Source organism: Bordetella petrii, from assembly GCF_000067205.1.
Lineage (GTDB): Bacteria > Pseudomonadota > Gammaproteobacteria > Burkholderiales > Burkholderiaceae_B > Bordetella_A > Bordetella_A petrii.
In genome coordinates this window covers 4,677,856-4,695,356 of sequence record NC_010170.1, presented here as the reverse complement: position 1 = coordinate 4,695,356, position 17,501 = coordinate 4,677,856, and the positions used below count along the sequence as shown (strand labels likewise).

Genomic DNA, 17,501 nt, shown 5'->3' with positions numbered 1-17,501 from the left:
GCCGCGCCATTTTGGCGCGCTGGTGCGTCCGCCGGCCAACCCAGGGCGCGGCCCCCGCGGAGATTTCTCAAGTTGTTGTTATAAAAGGGGAAATATTCGATTTTTCCGGTCCGTACGGTGGGAGGCTCGAGCAAATATTCCTTAAAGGAATAAGAACTTAAGCTTTTAATTCCCTTTTGGGTTGTCCGCGTTTTTTGCATGATCGCTGCTCCTGGAGTACGAGCCCATGCAGAATTCATCGCCATTCACCCTCAATTCCGCCCCCCCGGTGCTTAGCGCCGAGCTTGCTGCCGCGCTGCAGCCCATCGTGACCCCGCACCTGAGCGACAACCTGCACCGCCAGCGCGGCGTGGTTGGCTTGTCCCGCTACAACCGGCGCGGCAAGCTGGTGGGCAGCGCGCTTACCGTGAAGACGCGGCCGGGCGACAACCTGTTCATCTACAAAGCCATGACGCTGATTCAGCCCGGCCACGTGCTGGTGGTGGACGCGGGCGGCGACCTGACCAACGCCTGCGTGGGCGAGATCATGAAGCGCTACCTGCAGCAGCGCGGCTGCGCGGGCCTGATCGTGGACGGCGCGATTCGCGACGTCGCGGCTTTCGAGAACGACGACTTCCCTTGCTATGCGCGCGGCCACGTGCACCGCGGCCCGTATAAAGACGGCCCCGGCGAAGTCAACGTGCCGGTCAGCATTGGCGGCCAGATCATCCAGCCCGGCGACGTGATCGTGGCCGACGAAGACGGCATTGTGTCGTTCCCGGTGGCCATGGCTGATGTGCTGGTGCAGAAGGCACGCGAGCATGCCGCCAAGGAAGAACGCATCATGGCCGAGATTGCCGCGGGCGACGAACGCCAGAGCTGGCTGCACCCCGTGCTGGAAGCGAAGAACCTGCTGTAGACCGCCATGACCGTAACCTCCACGCAACAAGATCCGGCCGCGTTCCTGGCCCGGCGCATGAGCGCCATCAAGCCTTCACCCAGCATGGCGGCCAAGCGCAAGGTAGACAGCCTACGCGCCGAAGGCAAGACCATCATCGACTTCACCATCGGCGAGCCCGACGTGCCCACGCCCGCGCATATCGCGCGGGCCGGCATCGCGGCCATTGAAAGCGGATCGGTCAAGTACACGTCGTCGTCGGGCATCCGCGAGTTGCTGGTTGCCGCGCAGCAGAAGTTCAGCCGCGAGAACGGCCTGTCGTTCTCGCTCGACCAGCTCGTGGTGGGCACCGGCGCCAAACAGCTGATTTTCTCGGCGCTGCAGGCCACGCTGGACGCAGGCGACGAAGTCATCATTCCCACGCCGTACTGGGTGTCGTACCCGGACATGGTGCTGTTGAACGATGGCAAGCCTGTCATCGTGCCCACGGTCGAGGCCCAGGGTTTCAAGTTGACGCCGCAGGCGCTGGAAGCCGCCATTACGCCGCGCACGAAGTGGCTGCTGCTCAATGCGCCCAATAATCCTTCCGGCGCCATCTACACCGAAGCAGAGCTCGCGGCGCTTCTGGCCGTGCTGGAACGTCATCCGCACGTGCTGCTGATGGTCGACGAAATCTACGAGCACTTTTGCTACGATGGCCGCTATGTGTCGCCGCTGGCCGTCAAACCCGGCCTGGGGCCGCGCGTGCTGCTGGTCAATGGTGTATCGAAGGCCTATGCCATGACCGGCTGGCGCGTAGGTTACGCCGCCGGCCCCGCCTGGATGGCCAAGGCGATTTCGACGCTGATATCGCAATCGACTTCCTGCGCCAGCCAGATCTGCCAGGTGGCGGCGGCCACGGCGCTGTCGGCCGACCAGCAATGCGTGGCCGACATCATCGCCCTGTACAAAGCGCGCCGCGACATCATCGTGGACCTGCTCAACGACATCGAATCGATGTCGTGCCCCATGCCCGCAGGGGCGTTCTATGTGTTTCCCAATATCCAGGGCTTCATTGGCAAGCGAACCCCCGATGGCAAGACCATCGGGAACGACCTGGATTTTGTGCATTACCTGCTGGACGCCGCCGGCGTCGCCGTCCTGGACGGCACCGCCTATGGCAACCCCGGCTACATGCGCATGAGTTTCGCCACCGATCTCGACACCATACGGACCGGATGCGAAAAGCTGTCTTGGGCGTGCAGCCAACTTAAATAACATTTCACGGGAGAAAATCATGAGCTTCAAGAACATTCTGAAGTACGTGCCCTTGCTGGCATGCCTGGGTGTTGCCGGCGTGGCGCACGCCGACGCGCTGGCCAACATCAAGGAACGCGGCGCGCTGGTATGCGGCACGCTGGGCACGTCCGAGCCCTTCAGTTTCCAGGACCCGAAAACCCGCCAGGTCGTCGGCTATGAAATCGACCTGTGCAAGGCCATTGCCGACCATCTGGGCGTCAAGCTGGAGGTCAAGATGATCTCGGTGGCTGCCCGCATTCCCGAACTGGCCGGCGGCCGGGTGGACGTCGTGGCCGCCAACCTGGGTTGGAGCCCAGATCGCGCCAAGCAGATCGACTACAGCTACCAGCACTATGTCAGCCCGCAGAAAATCCTGATCCGCCGCGACGACGCGGGTACGCTGAAAACCAACGCCGACCTGGCCGGCAAGCGCGTCAGCGCCGTGGCGGGGTCGTCGTCGGAAGCCGGCGCCAAGCGCCTGATTCCCGACGTGACCACGGTCACGTTCAAGGATCCGCCCACCGCCTTCATGGCGCTGCAGCAGAAGAAGGTGTCCGGCTTCGTCGGTTCGGAACTGATGCTGCTGAAGTTCAAGCAAGACGCCGAGTCGTCGCCCGTCAAGCTCGAGATCATTGAAGACCCGCTGTTTGTCGAACCCTGGGGCATTGGCATGGCCAAGGGTGAAGACGGCCTGCGCACCGAGGTCAACAAGGTGTTGTCCGGCCTGGAAGCCTCGGGCAAGATGCAGGTGATCTTCGACCGCTGGTTTGGCCCGGACACCAAGTTCCCGACCAAGCGCGTCTTCAAGGTCGAAGAAATCAAGGGTTGAGCCGTCGGGGCGGGTAGCTGCTTATGAACTACACATTGGATTTCGGTGCGTTACTCAGTAACGGCTACCCGACGCTGATTCTGGGAGGGTTGGCGACGACCCTCGAAATGACCCTGCTGGCCTGGCTGCTGGCCTTCGCGCTGGGCAGCCTGCTGGCCGTGCTGCGCATGCTGAACCTGCGCGCGCTGAACTGGCTTATCGCGCTGTATGTGGCGTTTCACCGCAACGTGCCCATGCTGGTGCACATACTGCTGTGGTACTTCGGCGTGGCGGCCATCGTGCCGCCCGCGCTCAACGACGCCATCAACATCATCGGCGGCGAGTTCTTCTACGCCACCATTGCCATCGGCCTGGTCACCGCCGCGTATGTCAGCGAAGACCTGCGCAGCGCCATCCGGGCCATTCCGCGCGGCCAGATGGAGGCCGCGCGCAGCCTGGGTCTCAGCTACCTGCAGGCCATGCGCAAGGTGATATTGCCCCAGGCGTTCAAGATATCGATTCCGCCTCTCACCAACCAGACGCTGCTGCTGTTCAAGAACACCAGCCTGGCCATGGCCATCGGCCTGATCGAGCTCACCGGGGCGGGCCGCACCATCGAGTCCGCCACTTTCAAGACCTTCGAGGCCTACCTGGTGGTGACGGTGCTGTACCTGGCGATTTCGCTGCTGCTGATGCTGGCCGGCGCGCTGTTATCCAAACGGGTCGCGTACGTGACCAAGACCCGGTAATCCGCCATGCTGGACATACTTTCCGACAACTGGCTGCTATTGCTGGTGGGGCAATGGCCCAACGGCCCCATGGGCGGGCTGGTGGCCACCGTCGGGCTGGCGCTGGTCAGCCTGGCCCTGGCTTTTCCCATTGGCGTGCTGCTGGCGCTGGGGCGCATCAGTTCGCACAAGATCTTCTATTGGCCGGCAACGGCCGTGGTTTACGTGGTGCGCGGTTTGCCGCTCATCATGTTCATCTTCTGGGCGTATTTCTTTCTGCCGCTGCTGATCGGCAATACCGTCAGCGGCGTGGTCACCATGGCGGCGGCGCTGATCATCTACGAGGGCGCTTACCTGTCAGAGATCATCCGCAGCGGCATCCAGGCGTTGCCCGCGGGGCAAATGGAAGCGGGCCGCTCGCTGGGCCTGAGCCACATGCAGGCCATGCGCAAGATCGTGCTGCCGCAGGCGTTGTACAACACCATTCCCAGCATGCTCAGCCAGTTCATCTCGACGGTAAAAGAAACCTCGCTGGGTTTCGTCATCAGCGTGCATGAACTGACTTTTGCCGCGGCGCAGGTCAACAACATGCTGCTGACCAAGCCGTTCGAAGTGTTTTCGCTGCTGGCGCTGACCTACTTCGTGCTGAACCTTATTCTTACCGGCATCGTCAAGCTCGTCGAGGCCCGCATGGGCGGCACGCGCACGGTGGCGGCATAGGCCCTGGGCATTTCCATGATCGAATTCAAGAACGTCAGTAAGTGGTACGGCGACTATCTCGCCCTGGACAATATCAATGCCTCGGTGCGGCAGGGCGAAGTGCTGGTGGTGTGCGGGCCGTCAGGCTCGGGCAAATCTACCCTGATCCGCACCATCAACCGGCTGGAGCCCATCCAGAAGGGCAACATCCTGGTTGATGGGGTCGATGTATATCGCTGCGGCTCGCTGGACGACATGCGCAGCCATATCGGCTTCGTATTCCAGCAGTTCAACCTGTTTCCACACATGAACGTGCACGAAAACCTGATGATGGCGCCCGTGCTGCTCAAACGTATGAGCAAGGCGCAGGCGCGCGAGCATGCGCAGGCGCTGCTGGAGCGTGTCGGCCTGGGCCACAAGGCCACGGCTTATCCGGGCGAGTTGTCGGGCGGACAGCAGCAACGGGTGGCCATCGCTCGCGCCCTGGCCATGAAGCCGCGCATCATGCTGTTCGATGAGCCCACCAGCGCGCTGGACCCGGAAATGGTCAACGAAGTGTTGCTGGTGATGAAGTCGCTGGCGGCCGAAGGCATGACCATGGTGTGCGTCACGCACGAGATGAACTTCGCGCGCGATGTGGCTGATACGGTATGGTTTATGGACGCCGGGCGTATTGTCGAGCAGGCGCCGCCCGAACAGTTCTTCGCGCAGGCGCAGACCGAACGGGCCCGTAAGTTCCTGGCCGACATCCGGCACTGAAACGGCCTGAAGAGACCACGCCCGTCACTTGCAGATGCGCCAGCCGCTATGCTGTGGCATAGGCGGGGGCAGCCAGTCGCGGTGTCTGACACCCTGCGGGAGTCAGACACCTGGCGGAGCCAGAAACCTGCAGGAGTCAGACACCGGGCAGAGCCAGAAACCTGCGGGAGTCAGACACCGGGCAGAGCTAGAAACCTGCGGGAGTCAGACACCTTCCAGGGGTTGTCGTCTGATGAAGACCGTGTTTACATCAGGTGCCGAGCCCGCCGCCCAGGCCGCCGCCATATGGACGGGAAAAATCGCATACGTCGCGCGCGATGCGGGCGATTTCCTGGTAGAACATGGGGTTCGACTGCTTGGCGTACATGGCGCAGTACATTGACGTGGGCATAGGTTTGGTGGTGCGCGCCAGCACCAGTTTGCGGCTCTTGAACAGCTCGGCGAAATAGCCGGTGGCAATGCAGGCCACGCCGAACCCCGCCACCGCCAACCCCACCATAGCCTGCAGGCTGTTGATGGTGAACAGGTTCGATTGCGACGTGTACGGCGCCAGCCATTCATCGTAGATGGCGTTCAGGGCCGAGTCCGGGTCTTGCCGGATGATGTTCATGCGTGAAATATCTTCAGGCGTGTACACCTTGGCCGGCGAAATCACCGAAGGGCTGCCCGCCCAGCCGAAATCCACTTGCGCAATCGGCTCGATTTCCAGGTAGGGGTGGCGGATTTCCCAGTGCAAAATCGCCATGTCCAGTTGGCCGTTCAGCAGGCTTTGCTGCAGTTGCCAGGCCATGCCTATCTTGGGCTGCACGATCAGTTCCGGAAACGATGTGCGCAGCGCCTGCATCAGCTGGGGCAGCCAGGTCATTGCCGTGATTTCGGTAATGCCCAGCCGCAGCGAACCCGAGAAGGGCTTGAAGCCCTTCATCTTCAGCAGCATCTGGTCGCGCCGGCCGAGCAGGTCGGCCGCCATTTCAAGCAGTTCTTCGCCCGTGCGTGTCAGCGTGGCCTTTTTTCCGCTGCGGTCGAAGATCTGGATATTGAAGCTGGTTTCCAGTTCCTGGATGCGCTTGGTGATCGCCGACTGAGTGGTGTTGAGCCGTTCCGCCGCATTGGCGAAGCCGCCCAGCTGCACCACCCAGTACAGCGCCTCGATCTGCTTGAAGGTCAGCATCATGGCTCGCGTCCGCTGCCCGTTGCCCGGCCTATGCCGCGCCGGCTTCAGTCGACCGAGGCGCCCGACCGCTTCACGGCCTTGCCCCACTTGTCGATCTCGTTGTCCACGAACTGCTTGCCCGCGGCAGGCTCGTAGACCAGCGGCTGCGCGCCCCGATCAGCCAGCGCCTTGGCCATGCCAGGCGATTTCAGGATGGCGTTGATCTTCTGGTTCAGATAAGACACCACGTCGGCGGGAGTTTGCGCGGGCGCGAACATCATCGCCCAGCCTACCGCCTCGAAGCCCGGCAGGGTTTCGGCCACCGTTGGCACGTCGGGCAACTGCGGGATGCGCTCGCGCGTGGTCACCGCCAGCGGCACGGCGGCCTTGGAGGCAATGTGCGGCAGGGCGGCCGTTACCGAGTCCACCATCAGCGGCACGTGGTTGCCCAGAAAATCCGCCTGGGCGGGGCCGCTGCCTTTGTAAGGAATGTGGCGCAGCTCGACATTGGCGTCCGCTTTGAACATCTCGGCCGACAAATGCTGTGTGCCGCCGATGCCCGCGCTGGCATAAGCCAGTTCATCGGGCTTGGCCTTGGCCCGTTGAATCAGCTGCGGCAGCGAGGTGATGCCGCTTTGCGGCGTGGACAGGAAAATCAGCGGCACGGTGAAAATGCCGCCCACGGGCACGAAATCTTTCTGCAGCGAATAGCCGGGGTTGCTGTACAGCGTCTGGTTCACCGCCGCCGCGCTGCCGCCTACCACCAGCGTATAGCCGTCCGGCGTGGCGCGCGCCACGTACTGCATGCCGATATTGCTGCCCGCGCCAGCTTTGTTTTCCACCACCACGGGCTGCCCGATGTCCTTGGCCAGTTGCTCGGCCACCATGCGAGCGAAGATGTCGGTGGCTTGCCCGGGCGGAAAGGGCACCACCAGGTTGACCGGCCGATCGGGGTACGCGGCATGGGCCGCGCCCGCCACGCCGATGAGAATACTGGCCGCCAGGCCGGCAAAGGTTTTGGATCGCTGCGACATTAGGCACCTATCTATCTTGGAATCATGAGTAAAGCGATGGATGCGCATCAGAACATCGCCGCGGCGCCGGGTGCGGGCCGGGTCAGTTCGTGGCCGGCCATCCGCCCTTGGGCGAAGCCGGCGTGCCGACGGGCGCGCCTGGGATATAGGCGAGCCCGGATTTGCGACAGGCGGGTGGGGCGGGTATGCCGCGCCCATATGGGCGGGATTGTAGCGGGTGGAGGCCCGGCCGAGGCGGCGCGACGCGTCGGGCGCCGTGCCGCCTGGAGTCGTCATTTGCCGACGCGAACCAGGTTCCCTTTGAGCGCGACGCCAGCCATGATGGCGCCGGCGTGGCACTCGAAGTCGGTCTTGCTGGTGTATTCCTTCTTGCGGAAATAGCTGACGATATCGGTGACGGCATTGGCGCCGGCCTCGTGCGCAGCATCCTGGAGCTGGATCAGGGCCGATTGAGCTGTCCAGATGCAGGCTTCTTCGTTTTTCTTCGCAAAAGCATTGCCTTTCTTATTGGTGACCGCGCCTGCCCGCAGTATTTTGCCCTTGGGCCCGGTGCCGGCCAGATAAAACTTGACGCTGCCGTCGAGTTTGCCCGCCGCCGTCGCGGCATCGATGGCCTTCTGAAGCGGAAGGTGGACGATCTTGTCGGCGGCTTGGGCGTTCGAAGCGGCCAGCGCCAGGATGATAAAGGCGCCCGATCGGGCAAAGCAGCTACGGTTTATACGCATGGCAGTCTTTTGCGTGGGTGGTGGAAAAACCTGAAGCGTGAGGCCGTGTCAGGGCCAGCGCCGGAAAATCAGCGAAGTATTGATGCCGCCGAAGGCGAAATTGTTGTTCATTACATATTCGACCTCGGCATGGCGAGTCGTGCCCATGATGTAGTCAAGGTCTCCGCACAGCGGATCGACGTCGCACAGGTTCAGGGTGGGTGCGTAGCGTCCCGCCTTCAGCATTTCGATGCTGAACCACGATTCGAGCGCGCCGCAGGCGCCCAGCGTGTGGCCCAGATAGCTCTTTTGCGAACTGATCATTGCGCGCGGGCCGAACAGCGCATGCGTAGCAAGCGTTTCCGCGATGTCGCCGTGCTCGGTCGCGGTGCCGTGTCCGTTTACATAGCCGATCGCCTCGGGCGGCAGGCCGGCGTCGGCGAGAGCCTGGGCCATCGCAATGCGCATCGTGACGGCCTCGGGGCGGGTGATGTGCGTGCCGTCGGAGTTGCAGCCGAATCCCACCAGTTCCGCGTGAATGCGCGCGCCACGCGCCTGCGCGTGGGAAAGCGATTCCAGCACCAGCATGCCGGCGCCTTCGCCGATCACCAGGCCATCGCGCGAGCGATCGTAGGGGCGCGGAGTCAGCTCGGGCGCATGGTTCTTCTGGCTGGTGGCATAGAGCGCGTCGAATACGATGGCTTCGCTGGGGCACAGTTCTTCGGCGCCGCCAGCCAGCATCAGGGCCTGGCGGCCGTAGCGGATTGCCTCGAACGCATAGCCGATTCCCTGGCTGCCGGAGGTGCAGGCGCTGGAAGTTGGAATAACGCGGCCCTTCAGGCTGAAGAAGATACCGATATTGGCTGCCGTGGTGTGCGGCATCATGCGCACATAAGAATTGGCGTTCAGATCGTCAGTCACGCCATTGAGCAGCATGTTGCCGAAGGCGCGCACTTCTGCGGTGCTGCCGGTTGAAGAGCCGCAAGCTACGCCCATGCGGCCATCGCTGATGCTCTCGTCGCCCAGCAGTCCAGCGTCTGCCAGGGCGCGCTCGGCGGCGCACACCGCCAATTGCGATACCCGGCCCATACTGCGTAGCTGCTTGCGCGTCCAGTGCGAAGGCGGGGAAAACGCCGGCAACGGCGCGGCCAAGCGGGTGTTCAATTCGGTGTAGCGATCCCAATCCGGCATGACGCGCACGGCATTGCGCCCGGCGTTCATGGCGGCCTCGATCTGGTCCCATTGGTCGCCCAGGGCGCAAAGGCCGCCCATGCCAGTAACGACAACCCGTTCCATCAGCACAGCCCTCCATTGACGGCCAGGACCTGGCGCGTGATGTAGCCGGACTGCGGCGCCATGAAAAAGGCAACAGCGGCGGCAACCTCTTCAGGCGTGCCCATGCGGCGGGCCGGCACGGCCTTGAGAATTTCTTCGACTGGCACATGTTCGTCGAGCATATCGGTGTCGATAAGACCCGGCGCCACGCAGTTGACGGTGATCTTCCGGCTGGCCAGCTCCACGGCGAGCGCCTTGGCGGCGCCGATCAGCCCGGCCTTGGATGCGCTGTAGTTGACTTGGCCCCGGTTGCCGATCAAGCCGGACACAGACGCCATGCATACGATGCGGCCGCTGGCGCGACGGCGAATCATGGGCATTACTACTGGATGCAAGACGTTGAAGAAGCCGTCCAGATTGGTGCGCAGTACGCTGTCCCAGTCGCCATCGCTCAGGGCGGGAAAAGCATTGTCGCGGGTCAGGCCGGCGTTAAGCACGACGCCGTAGTAAGCGCCGTGCGCGTCGATGTCTGATTCGAGCGCTGCGCGGCAAGCCGCCCGGTCGCTCACGTCGAACTGCAGCACGCGCGCCTCGCGGCCCAGGGCGCGTACGCTCTGGACGGTTTCTTCGGCCTGGTCGCGCTGGCTGCGGCAGTGGATAACCAGATCGTGGCCTGCGCCGGCCAGGGCGACGGCAATGGAGCGCCCTATGCCTCGGCTCGATCCGGTAACGAGAATAGTAGAAGAGCTCATGCGCTTATGGTGATTCCAGGAACGGTTCTAAGAGAAATGCCCCGGCATCAGGCGGGCGGTAAACGTTCAGCCGCGCTGCAGCCAGCACGCGGTCGGAAGACGACAGGGAGCATTCGAATATGCCCATTCCCGTTGCGTCATGCAGGCTGCGTGTGACGTCCACGATCAGTTCCATGCCTGCCGGAAAGGCTGGAAGCTGGCATTCGTAGCGGCGCGTGCCCAACAGGAACCCGAGCGCCACCGGCTCGCCGGCGGCGCGTGCATGGCATCCGGCCCAGGCGGCCACGGCTTGCGCCATGTATTCCAGCCCGACCCAGTTGGGCAGGGATTGGTCTGCCTGGTGGAAAGGCCCGTCAGTGCGCACCGTGGCGCGCGCCCGCAGCGTATCGGCATCGAAGTTCAGGACTTCATCCAGCAAAATGGCCTCGCCGGCGTGCGGTATGAGCTCGTGTACGGGCCAGATCGTCATGATGCCGCCAGAATCAGGCTGGTGTTGTTGCCGCCGAAGGCAAACGAATTGCTCATGGCAATGCGCCTGCGTCCCGCCGCGTACGCTTGCGTGCCATCGCAGAAGTCCAGCGGCGGTAGCTCCGGGTCCGGAACGCCGTCCCAGGCATGCCGGGGCAAGGGGGCTCCAAGGCTTGTGCCATCGAGCGTCAGCCAGGCCAACGCAGCTTCAAGCGCGCCTGCCGTGCCAAGCGTGTGGCCGGTCAGGCCTTTGGTCGACGCGCAGGGAACGCCGGTCGGAAAGACGCTGTGCATGGCATGGCTTTCCATGGCGTCGTTGAGCGCTGTGCCGGTTCCGTGCAGATTAACCCAGCCGATTTCGTTCGCGAGCACCTTTGCGTCGGCCAGGGCAGCCTGCATGGCCTGGCGAGCGCCGGCTCCGGTAGGCTCTGGCGCCGACATATGCCATGCGTCGGAGCTGCCGGCTCCGCCCAGCAAGGCAACCTCGCCCGAGCCGCCGCGATGCATCACGAACAGCACGGCGGCTTCGCCGATATTGATGCCGGCGCGGTTGGCCGAAAACGGCAGGCAGTGCGCATCTGAAATCGCTTCAAGGGCGGAAAAGCCGTTGATGGTGAGCCGGCACAGGGAATCGGCGCCGCCACAGATGACGGCATCGCAAATGTCCATTTGCAGAAGCCGGCGGGCGGACAACAGGGCTCGCGCGCTGGAGGTGCACGCCGTCGATATGGTGTAGGCGGGCCCGGACGTGCCGAGCCAGGCCGCCAGAAACTCAGCCGGCGCGTTGAGCGCCTGGCGGCGGTAGTCGTGGCCGTTCGGCCAGCCGCCGGCATGGGCCAGATGAGTGAATGCCGGCGCATTGTCGTTGACCCCGGAGGTGCTGGTTCCCAACACAATTCCCACGCGCGCGCCGCCATGGCGCGCAACAGTAGCCCGCAGGTTCGCCTCTATCTGCAATGCCGCCGCCAGCAGCAAGCGATTATTGCGGCTGTCCAGGTGTGCCGGCAGAGAGGCTGGGATCTCGGGCAGGGCGCTTTCTACCGAGGCCAGCGTAACGTCGCGGCCGGCCAGCCAGCCGTCATGCCGGCGCAAACCTGTCATGTCGCCAGCGGCCAGGCGGGCGCGCACGGTGGCAGTGTCAGCGCCGAGTGTGCAGATCACGCCTGGCGCATCGAGCCAGAAAGTTTCTTTCATGGGTTGTCCTCCAGTGGCGCCACCTGCCAGCGGGTGCCATCGCCCAGCACGAACTGCAGCTTGCCTTGAGCCGCGAACGTCACAGTAACGATTGGCAGGCCATCGGCGATAAGAACGCGTTCGCTGTCGCGCACTCGGACATTCGGTTCGCCATAGCGCACCGCCAGTTCTGCCGGCGGGGTCCAGGCGAAGATCAGGGCCGCGAACAGCATGCGGGCCGCTCTGTCGGGCGGCAGGAATCCATCGTTGCGCCACTGACCGTCTTGCAGAATCTGGCGCGCCCGCGGGACGCCCAACGCGTCGAACAAAGACCAGCGCGTGCCCTGGTTCTCAGTCTGCACAACCAGCACGCAATGGTCCGCTGCCTCGCCAGGGCGCCATTCTGTAACCTGCCGCATGAGCGGCGTGGGAAGCAAGACAGGCGTGGCAGGAACCGGCACGCTGGGGGCGCACCCCGCCAGAAACAGGCATACCAGCGCGGGCAGCGCCGCGCGGCATGGAAGGCGAAAGATACAGGCCAGGTAGAGCATCATTGTGGATCGTCAGGCCGCGGTAGCGGCGGCGCGTTCCATGGCGCCCCGGCACACTTTGGCCAGCGTATCGAGACGGCGGCGGGAATCGGCGACGTAGGGGTTGGCCCGGTCCCAGGCATAGCCCGCCAAAATGGAGCTGATCATGGCGCGTATGGCGGGCTGAGGCTGTTCGTAGAACACCACATCCTGGAAGGCGCCTTCATACCAACCTTCTACATAGGTGCGGAAGGTATCGATGCCCACCTTCAGCGGCTCGGCGAAGTCGTGCTGCCAGTCTACGGTTTCACCGCTCAACTGGCGGTGCAGCGTATCGGCGGCCAGTTTTGCCGAACGCAGTGCGATAGTGACGCCGGAAGAGAAAACCGGGTCCAGGAATTCCGCCGCGTTGCCAAGCAACGCGAAGCCCGGGCCGTAGAGCGAGCGCACGCTGGCGGCGTAGCCGTTGATGATGCTGGCCGGCGTATCCCATTGCGCCTGGTGCAGCACACGGCGCAGGTTGGGCGCATCATTGCACATGCGGCGTAATGTGTCGATCAAAGGCTCGCCCGCTGCGCTGTCGAGCTCCTCGCCGCCCACCACGCCGATCGAACTGCGGCCGTTCGAGAACGGAATCAGCCAGTACCAGATGCCGCGGGCTCGCGGATGCACGCTGATCAGGATCTTGTTGCGATCGAACTGCCCGCTGTCGAGGTGATCTTCAATATGAGTAAAGATGGCTTTGCGAGGCGGCGCGGCCGAGGGCTGCTCCAGGTTGCACAGGCGCGCCAGCACGCGGCCGTAGCCGCTGGCATCGAGTACAAAACGGCAATTCACACGGTATGCCGAGCCGTCGGCCCTGCGCACATCGAGCACAGGATGGTCGCCGTCGAAGTCAGCGCATGTCACTTCCTGTTCGTAGCGGATTTCTACGCCCTGTCGGGCTGCTTCATCGGCCAGCACTTGATCGAATTGGGCGCGTTGCACCTGGAATGTGGTGCCGGGGCCGGGTGAAAACTTATCGCGAAAGTCGAAATCGGTGTAGGCGTCGCCGCAGGCAAAGGCGGCGCCGTTTTTCATCTGGAAACCGGCTGCGCGTACCGCGTCCATCATCCCGGCTTCTTCGATGAATTCCAGGCAGTGAGCCAGCAGGCTTTCGCCAATAGAAAAACGCGGAAAACGTTGGCGTTCGAGTATCAACACATCGTGGCCACGGCGTTTTAGCAGCGTGGCGGCCATCGAGCCGGCCGGACCGGCCCCGATCACGACGACTTGACGGTTTTCCATAATAGTCACGGCAGATTCCTGGGATGAGGTTGGAGGGATGACGTCAATGGCGCGCGAATCCATGCGGCGCAGAAAACCGACAGCAGCACGCCCAGTGCGACGGTCAGGCCGAAGCTGGCGATCGCAGGGGTCGAGCTGGCTGCCAGCATGCCGAACGAAAGCAGGGTGGTCAGCGCCGCCAGGCAGATGCCGATAAGGCAGGCGGGCGCCCCGCCGACGCCCTCGTACATGAAAATCGCGTAGTCGACCGCCATGGCGGAAATCAGCAGCAGGCCAAACAGGGAAAACAAGGTGAGGGGCTGGCCGGCGAACCCCAGCGCGGCCAGCGTGGCCAGCGTGGCGGCGACTGGCACGGCCAGGATTCGGCACATTGCCGCTCGGCCCAGTACCAGCGAGATGAGCAGGGCGGCTACCGCGTAGGAGATTGCCTTGAGTTCGGCGGCCTCCAACCGGGTTGCGGTGAATACGGCGTTCAGTTCGCCTGGGCGGTCAACCAGCGAAACACCAGGCAGGCCGTAAGCCATGGGCGCCAGGACGTCGACGGAATTCAGCCCGCGCAACTCGATCAACCCGGCTACTTCGCCGGCGCCGATCTGGCCCAGCCAGAGCGTGCGCCAGCGCTCCGCCAACGGCGAGGCCAACACAGCGTCCAGGTCTAGCGGCGGCAAAGAGGCCAACCTGCGTAGTTCTGTCCGGATGGCGTCTTCGGACAGCCCCAGGGCCATTAGCGGACGCCATGCAGCCGGGTCACCGGCCTGGGCCTGAAGGTGCATTTGCATGCGTCGTTGTGCGCCAAGTGGCGCGGCCACTTGATTTAGTGCCGCGTAGCCCGCCAGACGGCCCGTGGCCACCAGGGTGTCGAGCCGGGCGGTCAATGCGGCCTCGCGCTCTAGCAACGAGTCGGCATCGGGCGCGCGCACCAGGAAGAACTGGCTGGTGGGCATGATGCCGGTGATGGCGCCTATCTTGCGTGCCTGATCCGCCAGGGCTGGCGGAACGTTCAGCCATTGGCGCAGGTCGTCTCGCACGTCCAGGCGCAAGACGCCGGCCACGCATACGCCCACGGCCAGCAACAATGCCAACGCGCGCACAGCGCGCGGAGCTTGACGAGCGCGTTCCAGCGCGCTCAACATGTATTGAGCGGCGCGCGTCAGAATGGGCCGCGGCGCCGGCCGCAACCCGGGTAGTAGCGCTGGCAGCAGCAGTACCGTGGTGGCATATGAGGCAGCCAGGCCGGCGGCCGAGAACACCGCCGTCTGGGTGAGCGCGGGGAAGGGCGTAAAAACTAATGCTACATAACCCACCAGCGTGGCACACAGGCTGATGGTCAGGCCGGGCCGCACGCGGCGCATGGCTACGTCCGGCCGCCAGTCAGGCATACCGTAGCTCTTGCCGAGCCAGTGAATTGGGAAATCGATCACGATGCCAAGCAGGCTCATGCCGACCACCAGCGTGATGACGTGGATCTGGCCAAACAGCGCGACGCAGGCAGCCATGCCGGCCATAAGGCCAACTGCTACTGGCAACATGGCCAGCAGCACGCTGAAGCGGCCCAGGGTTGCCAGCAACAAGAACACGGTGCCTATCAACGACACGGCGCCGATATGGCTGCCTTCGTCGGCCGCCTGCTGGCTGCCAGCGGCGGCGTACAGCGCGCCGCCGGCCGCCAGCAGGCGGCCGCCGTGCTGGACGACATCTGTGTCTGCCTGGCGCAGCGTTGCCGCGATTGCGCGGCTGGCTTCGCCATCGAAGGCGCCATGGCGGGTATGGGCCAGTATCAACACCCAAGTCCGCCCTTCGGCCTCGGCCTGCAGCGTGGCGCTGGCCGGGTCGAGCCGGACTGCGCCGGCAGGGCGAAGTGCGCGCTCGATACGTGTCGACAGGCCCAGAAGGTCATCAACCATTGGCACGCTGCCGGCTGTAGCGCGCCAAATGGTATGCGACGCCTAGCCACAAGGTTTGAGACGAGGGCGTAAACGGCCAATAATCCGTGCTTTTGCATGAAGGCCGCTGGCCAATAATCATGCCTTTTGCACAATGCCTACAGCCCTCCGCCGCCGCCGTTTACCCCCCACCCTCGCCGCCGCTCTGAAAAGGTACCTGGTCGAAGTCTCTGCGGCAAAGAAAGGGGCGGTTTCTGAGCGATCTATTGCGAAGGCGTGGCAGGCCACCCGTCTGGCCAACCGCCCGGTAGACCGCATTACCAACACTGACATCATAGAAGTGCGTGATGCCTGGCTGGCGGACCGGGCGTCTGGCACGGTAGTGCGGCGGCTGGCCTTCTTGAGCCATGTGTACACGGTACTGCGCAAGGATTGGGGCTGGCGCTCGCTTGCCAACCCTGTTCAACTCGTGCGCCGACCTTCAGTCAATGACTCACGGGATCGGCGTCTGTTCGACCAGATCCGCCTTCGTGGGGTGCCCTGCCCGAAGGACGAACTGGCCTGGATTATCCAGGCCACTAAATCGCTCGAACTGCCAACGATCTTGACGATGGCAGTGGAAACCGGCATGCGTCGGTCCGAGATTATCCAGATCCGCCGGGAAAATCTGGATTTGCAGCATGGCCTTGTGTACTTGCCAGACACCAAGAACGGCCACGCACGGACGGTTCCCCTTACGCCCGTGGCCAAGGAAACCCTGCGCCGCTGGGTCGTCGGCAAACCCCTGCGAGGTCGCATATTCACCATGCGGGCTGGCTCGGTGACCCGGGCGTTTATCCGCGCCAGGCTTCGAGCGAGAAAGCGCTACGAAGCCCTGTGCCGCTTTCATGGCCGTCGCCCCAACACCGCCTATTTTGCTGATCTGCGGCTGCATGACCTACGCCATGAGGCCATCTCGCGGCTGGCCTCTGTTTTCCAAATTCACGACCTAGCTAAGGTGGCCGGCCATCGGGACACTCGGATGCTGCTACGGTACTACCATCCCGACGGCCGCTACTTGGTTCACCAGATCACACGCAGCCAGTTGGGCCGGCGCCAATTGGAGCAGTTGCGCGAGGAGCGGCAACTGCTCGTCGCATGACGCTAGACCGTCCGCAATCGGTCGGCGGCGATCTGGAAGTAATGCCCGGCCAGTTCGATACCCGTGAAGGATTTTCCCTGCGTCAGGGCTGCCACTCCTGTCGTCCCCGACCCCATAAACGGGTCCAGAATCCGTGGGCCCACTGCGGCCACCAGGGAGTCCATCAGGGGCAGCGGCTTGCCGACCTGGTGCAGCTTGTCGCCGGGGCGCTGCTGGACTCGGAACACGCCGGCAGAGTACGTATCGCCGGCCAGCTGCCCCTTGCTGCCCCAGACGAAGTACTCGGCCTGAGCACGGAAGCCACCCTTGTAGGGCCGCGAGCTGGCCGCCTTGTCCCACACGCCGACCCCTCGCCAGGTAAACCCGGCCCCCTGCAGAGCATCGGAGGTGACCGGCAGTTGCCGCCAATCACTAAACACAATGGCCAGGCCGCCGGCGGTCAACTTCTCGTAGCAGAGGGCCAGCCAGAGTGTGGACCAGTGCAGGTAGGCCCGCTGATCCTTGGAGTCGCCGGCAAAATCTGGCCAGGGCGATTCACCGCCCGAGTTCAGGTACTTGCTGCCAGTGCCTCCTGCGCGGTTGCCCTTAGATTGTCCGCCACTGGAGTACGGGGGATCTGTCACGACGGCGTCAAATGGACCGTCCAGCGCTGGCAGGATCGCCAGGCAATCCCCCTGGTACAGATCCGCGCCAGATATGCGTACATGGTTCAGGTTGTTAAAGATCGGATGTTGCTTGCGCTTCACGGAGCGTTTCCTTTTGATGGGACGCTCCATGGCGCTCTGGTTGGCAGGCGCCCTCGGCGCTCATGAAATTCATCGTCCCGCAGCGCGGGCACTTAATCGCTAGCCGCAGATAGATTCCCTCGGCTAACTTTCTGCGGCAATGACCGCATCGAATGTCTTGCATTTGGCTGCAAACCTTTTACGGTTTTGGTAGCCTGTGCCTCGCC

The 17,501-nt window shown here is 63.6% G+C and carries 19 protein-coding genes; 7 read left to right on the top strand and 12 right to left on the bottom strand.

All coding sequences use genetic code 11. The annotated features are described in order from the left end of the window. Positions 1-226 precede the first annotated feature (226 nt). Genes BPET_RS22580 through BPET_RS22555 form a run of 6 tightly spaced genes read left to right on the top strand, consistent with a single transcriptional unit; the run spans position 227 to position 5,149 of the window. Positions 227-898 carry an RraA family protein gene (locus BPET_RS22580; protein WP_012251279.1) on the top strand — a complete coding sequence of 224 codons (672 nt, stop codon included), beginning with the start codon at positions 227-229 and terminating at the stop codon, positions 896-898. Between the two features lie 6 nt (positions 899-904). After that, positions 905-2,134, top strand: a complete 1,230-nt coding sequence (locus tag BPET_RS22575) for an aminotransferase class I/II-fold pyridoxal phosphate-dependent enzyme (protein WP_012251278.1) — start codon at positions 905-907, stop codon at positions 2,132-2,134. A gap of 19 nt (positions 2,135-2,153) precedes the next feature. Beyond that, a complete protein-coding gene (locus BPET_RS22570) occupies positions 2,154-2,984 on the top strand; it encodes an ABC transporter substrate-binding protein (RefSeq protein ID WP_012251277.1) in 831 nt (276 codons plus the stop codon). Positions 2,985-3,007: 23 nt separating this feature from the next. After that, the gene (locus BPET_RS22565) at positions 3,008-3,712 is read left to right on the top strand and encodes an amino acid ABC transporter permease (protein ID WP_012251276.1); all 705 of its coding nucleotides are present in this window, start codon (positions 3,008-3,010) and stop codon (positions 3,710-3,712) included. A 6-nt stretch (positions 3,713-3,718) separates the two neighbouring features. Further along, positions 3,719-4,411 carry an amino acid ABC transporter permease gene (locus tag BPET_RS22560; RefSeq protein WP_012251275.1) on the top strand — a complete coding sequence of 231 codons (693 nt, stop codon included), beginning with the start codon at positions 3,719-3,721 and terminating at the stop codon, positions 4,409-4,411. A gap of 15 nt (positions 4,412-4,426) precedes the next feature. Beyond that, positions 4,427-5,149: an amino acid ABC transporter ATP-binding protein gene (locus tag BPET_RS22555; RefSeq protein WP_012251274.1), complete on the top strand. Its 723-nt coding sequence runs from the start codon at positions 4,427-4,429 to the stop codon at positions 5,147-5,149. A gap of 250 nt (positions 5,150-5,399) precedes the next feature. Here the strand turns inward: BPET_RS22555 and BPET_RS22550 are convergent, their stop codons facing one another. The 10 genes from BPET_RS22550 to BPET_RS22505 all read right to left on the bottom strand — a co-directional run bounded on the left by BPET_RS22550 (position 5,400) and on the right by BPET_RS22505 (position 15,429). After that, the gene (locus BPET_RS22550; RefSeq protein WP_012251273.1) at positions 5,400-6,323 is read right to left on the bottom strand and encodes a LysR family transcriptional regulator; all 924 of its coding nucleotides are present in this window, start codon (positions 6,321-6,323) and stop codon (positions 5,400-5,402) included. Between the two features lie 44 nt (positions 6,324-6,367). After that, positions 6,368-7,336 carry a Bug family tripartite tricarboxylate transporter substrate binding protein gene (locus BPET_RS22545; RefSeq protein WP_012251272.1) on the bottom strand — a complete coding sequence of 323 codons (969 nt, stop codon included), beginning with the start codon at positions 7,334-7,336 and terminating at the stop codon, positions 6,368-6,370. Positions 7,337-7,608: 272 nt separating this feature from the next. Beyond that, positions 7,609-8,061: a hypothetical protein gene (locus BPET_RS22540; RefSeq protein ID WP_012251271.1), complete on the bottom strand. Its 453-nt coding sequence runs from the start codon at positions 8,059-8,061 to the stop codon at positions 7,609-7,611. 48 nt (positions 8,062-8,109) lie between these two features. Then, a complete protein-coding gene (locus BPET_RS22535; protein WP_012251270.1) occupies positions 8,110-9,336 on the bottom strand; it encodes a beta-ketoacyl-ACP synthase in 1,227 nt (408 codons plus the stop codon). Continuing rightward, complete coding sequence (gene fabG / locus BPET_RS22530) at positions 9,336-10,067, bottom strand: 3-oxoacyl-ACP reductase FabG (protein ID WP_012251269.1); 732 nt, start codon at positions 10,065-10,067, stop codon at positions 9,336-9,338. Before fabG ends, BPET_RS22535 begins: the two co-directional genes overlap by 1 nt. A 4-nt stretch (positions 10,068-10,071) precedes the next feature. Next, positions 10,072-10,536, bottom strand: a complete 465-nt coding sequence (locus BPET_RS22525) for an ApeP family dehydratase (RefSeq protein ID WP_012251268.1) — start codon at positions 10,534-10,536, stop codon at positions 10,072-10,074. Then, complete coding sequence (locus BPET_RS22520) at positions 10,533-11,729, bottom strand: beta-ketoacyl-[acyl-carrier-protein] synthase family protein (protein WP_012251267.1); 1,197 nt, start codon at positions 11,727-11,729, stop codon at positions 10,533-10,535. Before BPET_RS22520 ends, BPET_RS22525 begins: the two co-directional genes overlap by 4 nt. Continuing rightward, the gene (locus BPET_RS27220) at positions 11,726-12,079 is read right to left on the bottom strand and encodes a hypothetical protein (RefSeq protein ID WP_197535834.1); all 354 of its coding nucleotides are present in this window, start codon (positions 12,077-12,079) and stop codon (positions 11,726-11,728) included. Before BPET_RS27220 ends, BPET_RS22520 begins: the two co-directional genes overlap by 4 nt. A 192-nt stretch (positions 12,080-12,271) precedes the next feature. Further along, positions 12,272-13,525, bottom strand: a complete 1,254-nt coding sequence (locus BPET_RS22510) for an NAD(P)/FAD-dependent oxidoreductase (protein WP_012251265.1) — start codon at positions 13,523-13,525, stop codon at positions 12,272-12,274. Positions 13,526-13,530: 5 nt separating this feature from the next. Continuing rightward, positions 13,531-15,429 (bottom strand): MMPL family transporter, encoded by a 1,899-nt coding sequence (locus BPET_RS22505; RefSeq protein WP_012251264.1) that lies wholly within the window; start codon positions 15,427-15,429, stop codon positions 13,531-13,533. A gap of 133 nt (positions 15,430-15,562) precedes the next feature. Here BPET_RS22505 and BPET_RS22500 point away from each other — a divergent pair, with 133 nt between their 5' ends. Then, positions 15,563-16,549: a site-specific integrase gene (locus tag BPET_RS22500; protein WP_012251263.1), complete on the top strand. Its 987-nt coding sequence runs from the start codon at positions 15,563-15,565 to the stop codon at positions 16,547-16,549. A gap of 2 nt (positions 16,550-16,551) precedes the next feature. On the opposite strand, the gene BPET_RS22495 is transcribed toward BPET_RS22500, so the two are convergent. Continuing rightward, entirely contained in the window at positions 16,552-17,295 is a 744-nt protein-coding gene (locus BPET_RS22495; RefSeq protein WP_197535833.1) for a DNA-methyltransferase, read from the bottom strand. Next, positions 17,267-17,458 carry a Com family DNA-binding transcriptional regulator gene (locus BPET_RS26200; protein ID WP_081483074.1) on the bottom strand — a complete coding sequence of 64 codons (192 nt, stop codon included), beginning with the start codon at positions 17,456-17,458 and terminating at the stop codon, positions 17,267-17,269. The genes BPET_RS22495 and BPET_RS26200 overlap by 29 nt, the downstream gene beginning before the upstream one ends. Positions 17,459-17,501: the final 43 nt, after the last annotated feature.

Excerpts from the sequence above, each read along its gene's own strand:
- BPET_RS22580 (WP_012251279.1), top strand. The coding sequence starts at position 227 with ATGCAGAATTCATCGCCATTCACCCTCAATTCCGCCCCCCCGGTGCTT.
- BPET_RS22575 (WP_012251278.1), top strand. The coding sequence starts at position 905 with ATGACCGTAACCTCCACGCAACAAGATCCGGCCGCGTTCCTGGCCCGG.
- BPET_RS22505 (WP_012251264.1), bottom strand. The coding sequence starts at position 15,429 with ATGGTTGATGACCTTCTGGGCCTGTCGACACGTATCGAGCGCGCACTT.
- BPET_RS22570 (WP_012251277.1), top strand. The coding sequence starts at position 2,154 with ATGAGCTTCAAGAACATTCTGAAGTACGTGCCCTTGCTGGCATGCCTG.
- BPET_RS22540 (WP_012251271.1), bottom strand. The coding sequence starts at position 8,061 with ATGCGTATAAACCGTAGCTGCTTTGCCCGATCGGGCGCCTTTATCATC.
- BPET_RS22510 (WP_012251265.1), bottom strand. The coding sequence starts at position 13,525 with ATGGAAAACCGTCAAGTCGTCGTGATCGGGGCCGGTCCGGCCGGCTCG.
- BPET_RS22500 (WP_012251263.1), top strand. The coding sequence starts at position 15,563 with ATGCCTACAGCCCTCCGCCGCCGCCGTTTACCCCCCACCCTCGCCGCC.
- fabG (WP_012251269.1), bottom strand. The coding sequence starts at position 10,067 with ATGAGCTCTTCTACTATTCTCGTTACCGGATCGAGCCGAGGCATAGGG.
- BPET_RS22545 (WP_012251272.1), bottom strand. The coding sequence starts at position 7,336 with ATGTCGCAGCGATCCAAAACCTTTGCCGGCCTGGCGGCCAGTATTCTC.
- BPET_RS22535 (WP_012251270.1), bottom strand. The coding sequence starts at position 9,336 with ATGGAACGGGTTGTCGTTACTGGCATGGGCGGCCTTTGCGCCCTGGGC.
- BPET_RS22560 (WP_012251275.1), top strand. The coding sequence starts at position 3,719 with ATGCTGGACATACTTTCCGACAACTGGCTGCTATTGCTGGTGGGGCAA.
- BPET_RS22550 (WP_012251273.1), bottom strand. The coding sequence starts at position 6,323 with ATGATGCTGACCTTCAAGCAGATCGAGGCGCTGTACTGGGTGGTGCAG.
- BPET_RS26200 (WP_081483074.1), bottom strand. The coding sequence starts at position 17,458 with ATGCAAGACATTCGATGCGGTCATTGCCGCAGAAAGTTAGCCGAGGGA.
- BPET_RS22565 (WP_012251276.1), top strand. The coding sequence starts at position 3,008 with ATGAACTACACATTGGATTTCGGTGCGTTACTCAGTAACGGCTACCCG.
- BPET_RS22520 (WP_012251267.1), bottom strand. The coding sequence starts at position 11,729 with ATGAAAGAAACTTTCTGGCTCGATGCGCCAGGCGTGATCTGCACACTC.
- BPET_RS22525 (WP_012251268.1), bottom strand. The coding sequence starts at position 10,536 with ATGACGATCTGGCCCGTACACGAGCTCATACCGCACGCCGGCGAGGCC.
- BPET_RS22555 (WP_012251274.1), top strand. The coding sequence starts at position 4,427 with ATGATCGAATTCAAGAACGTCAGTAAGTGGTACGGCGACTATCTCGCC.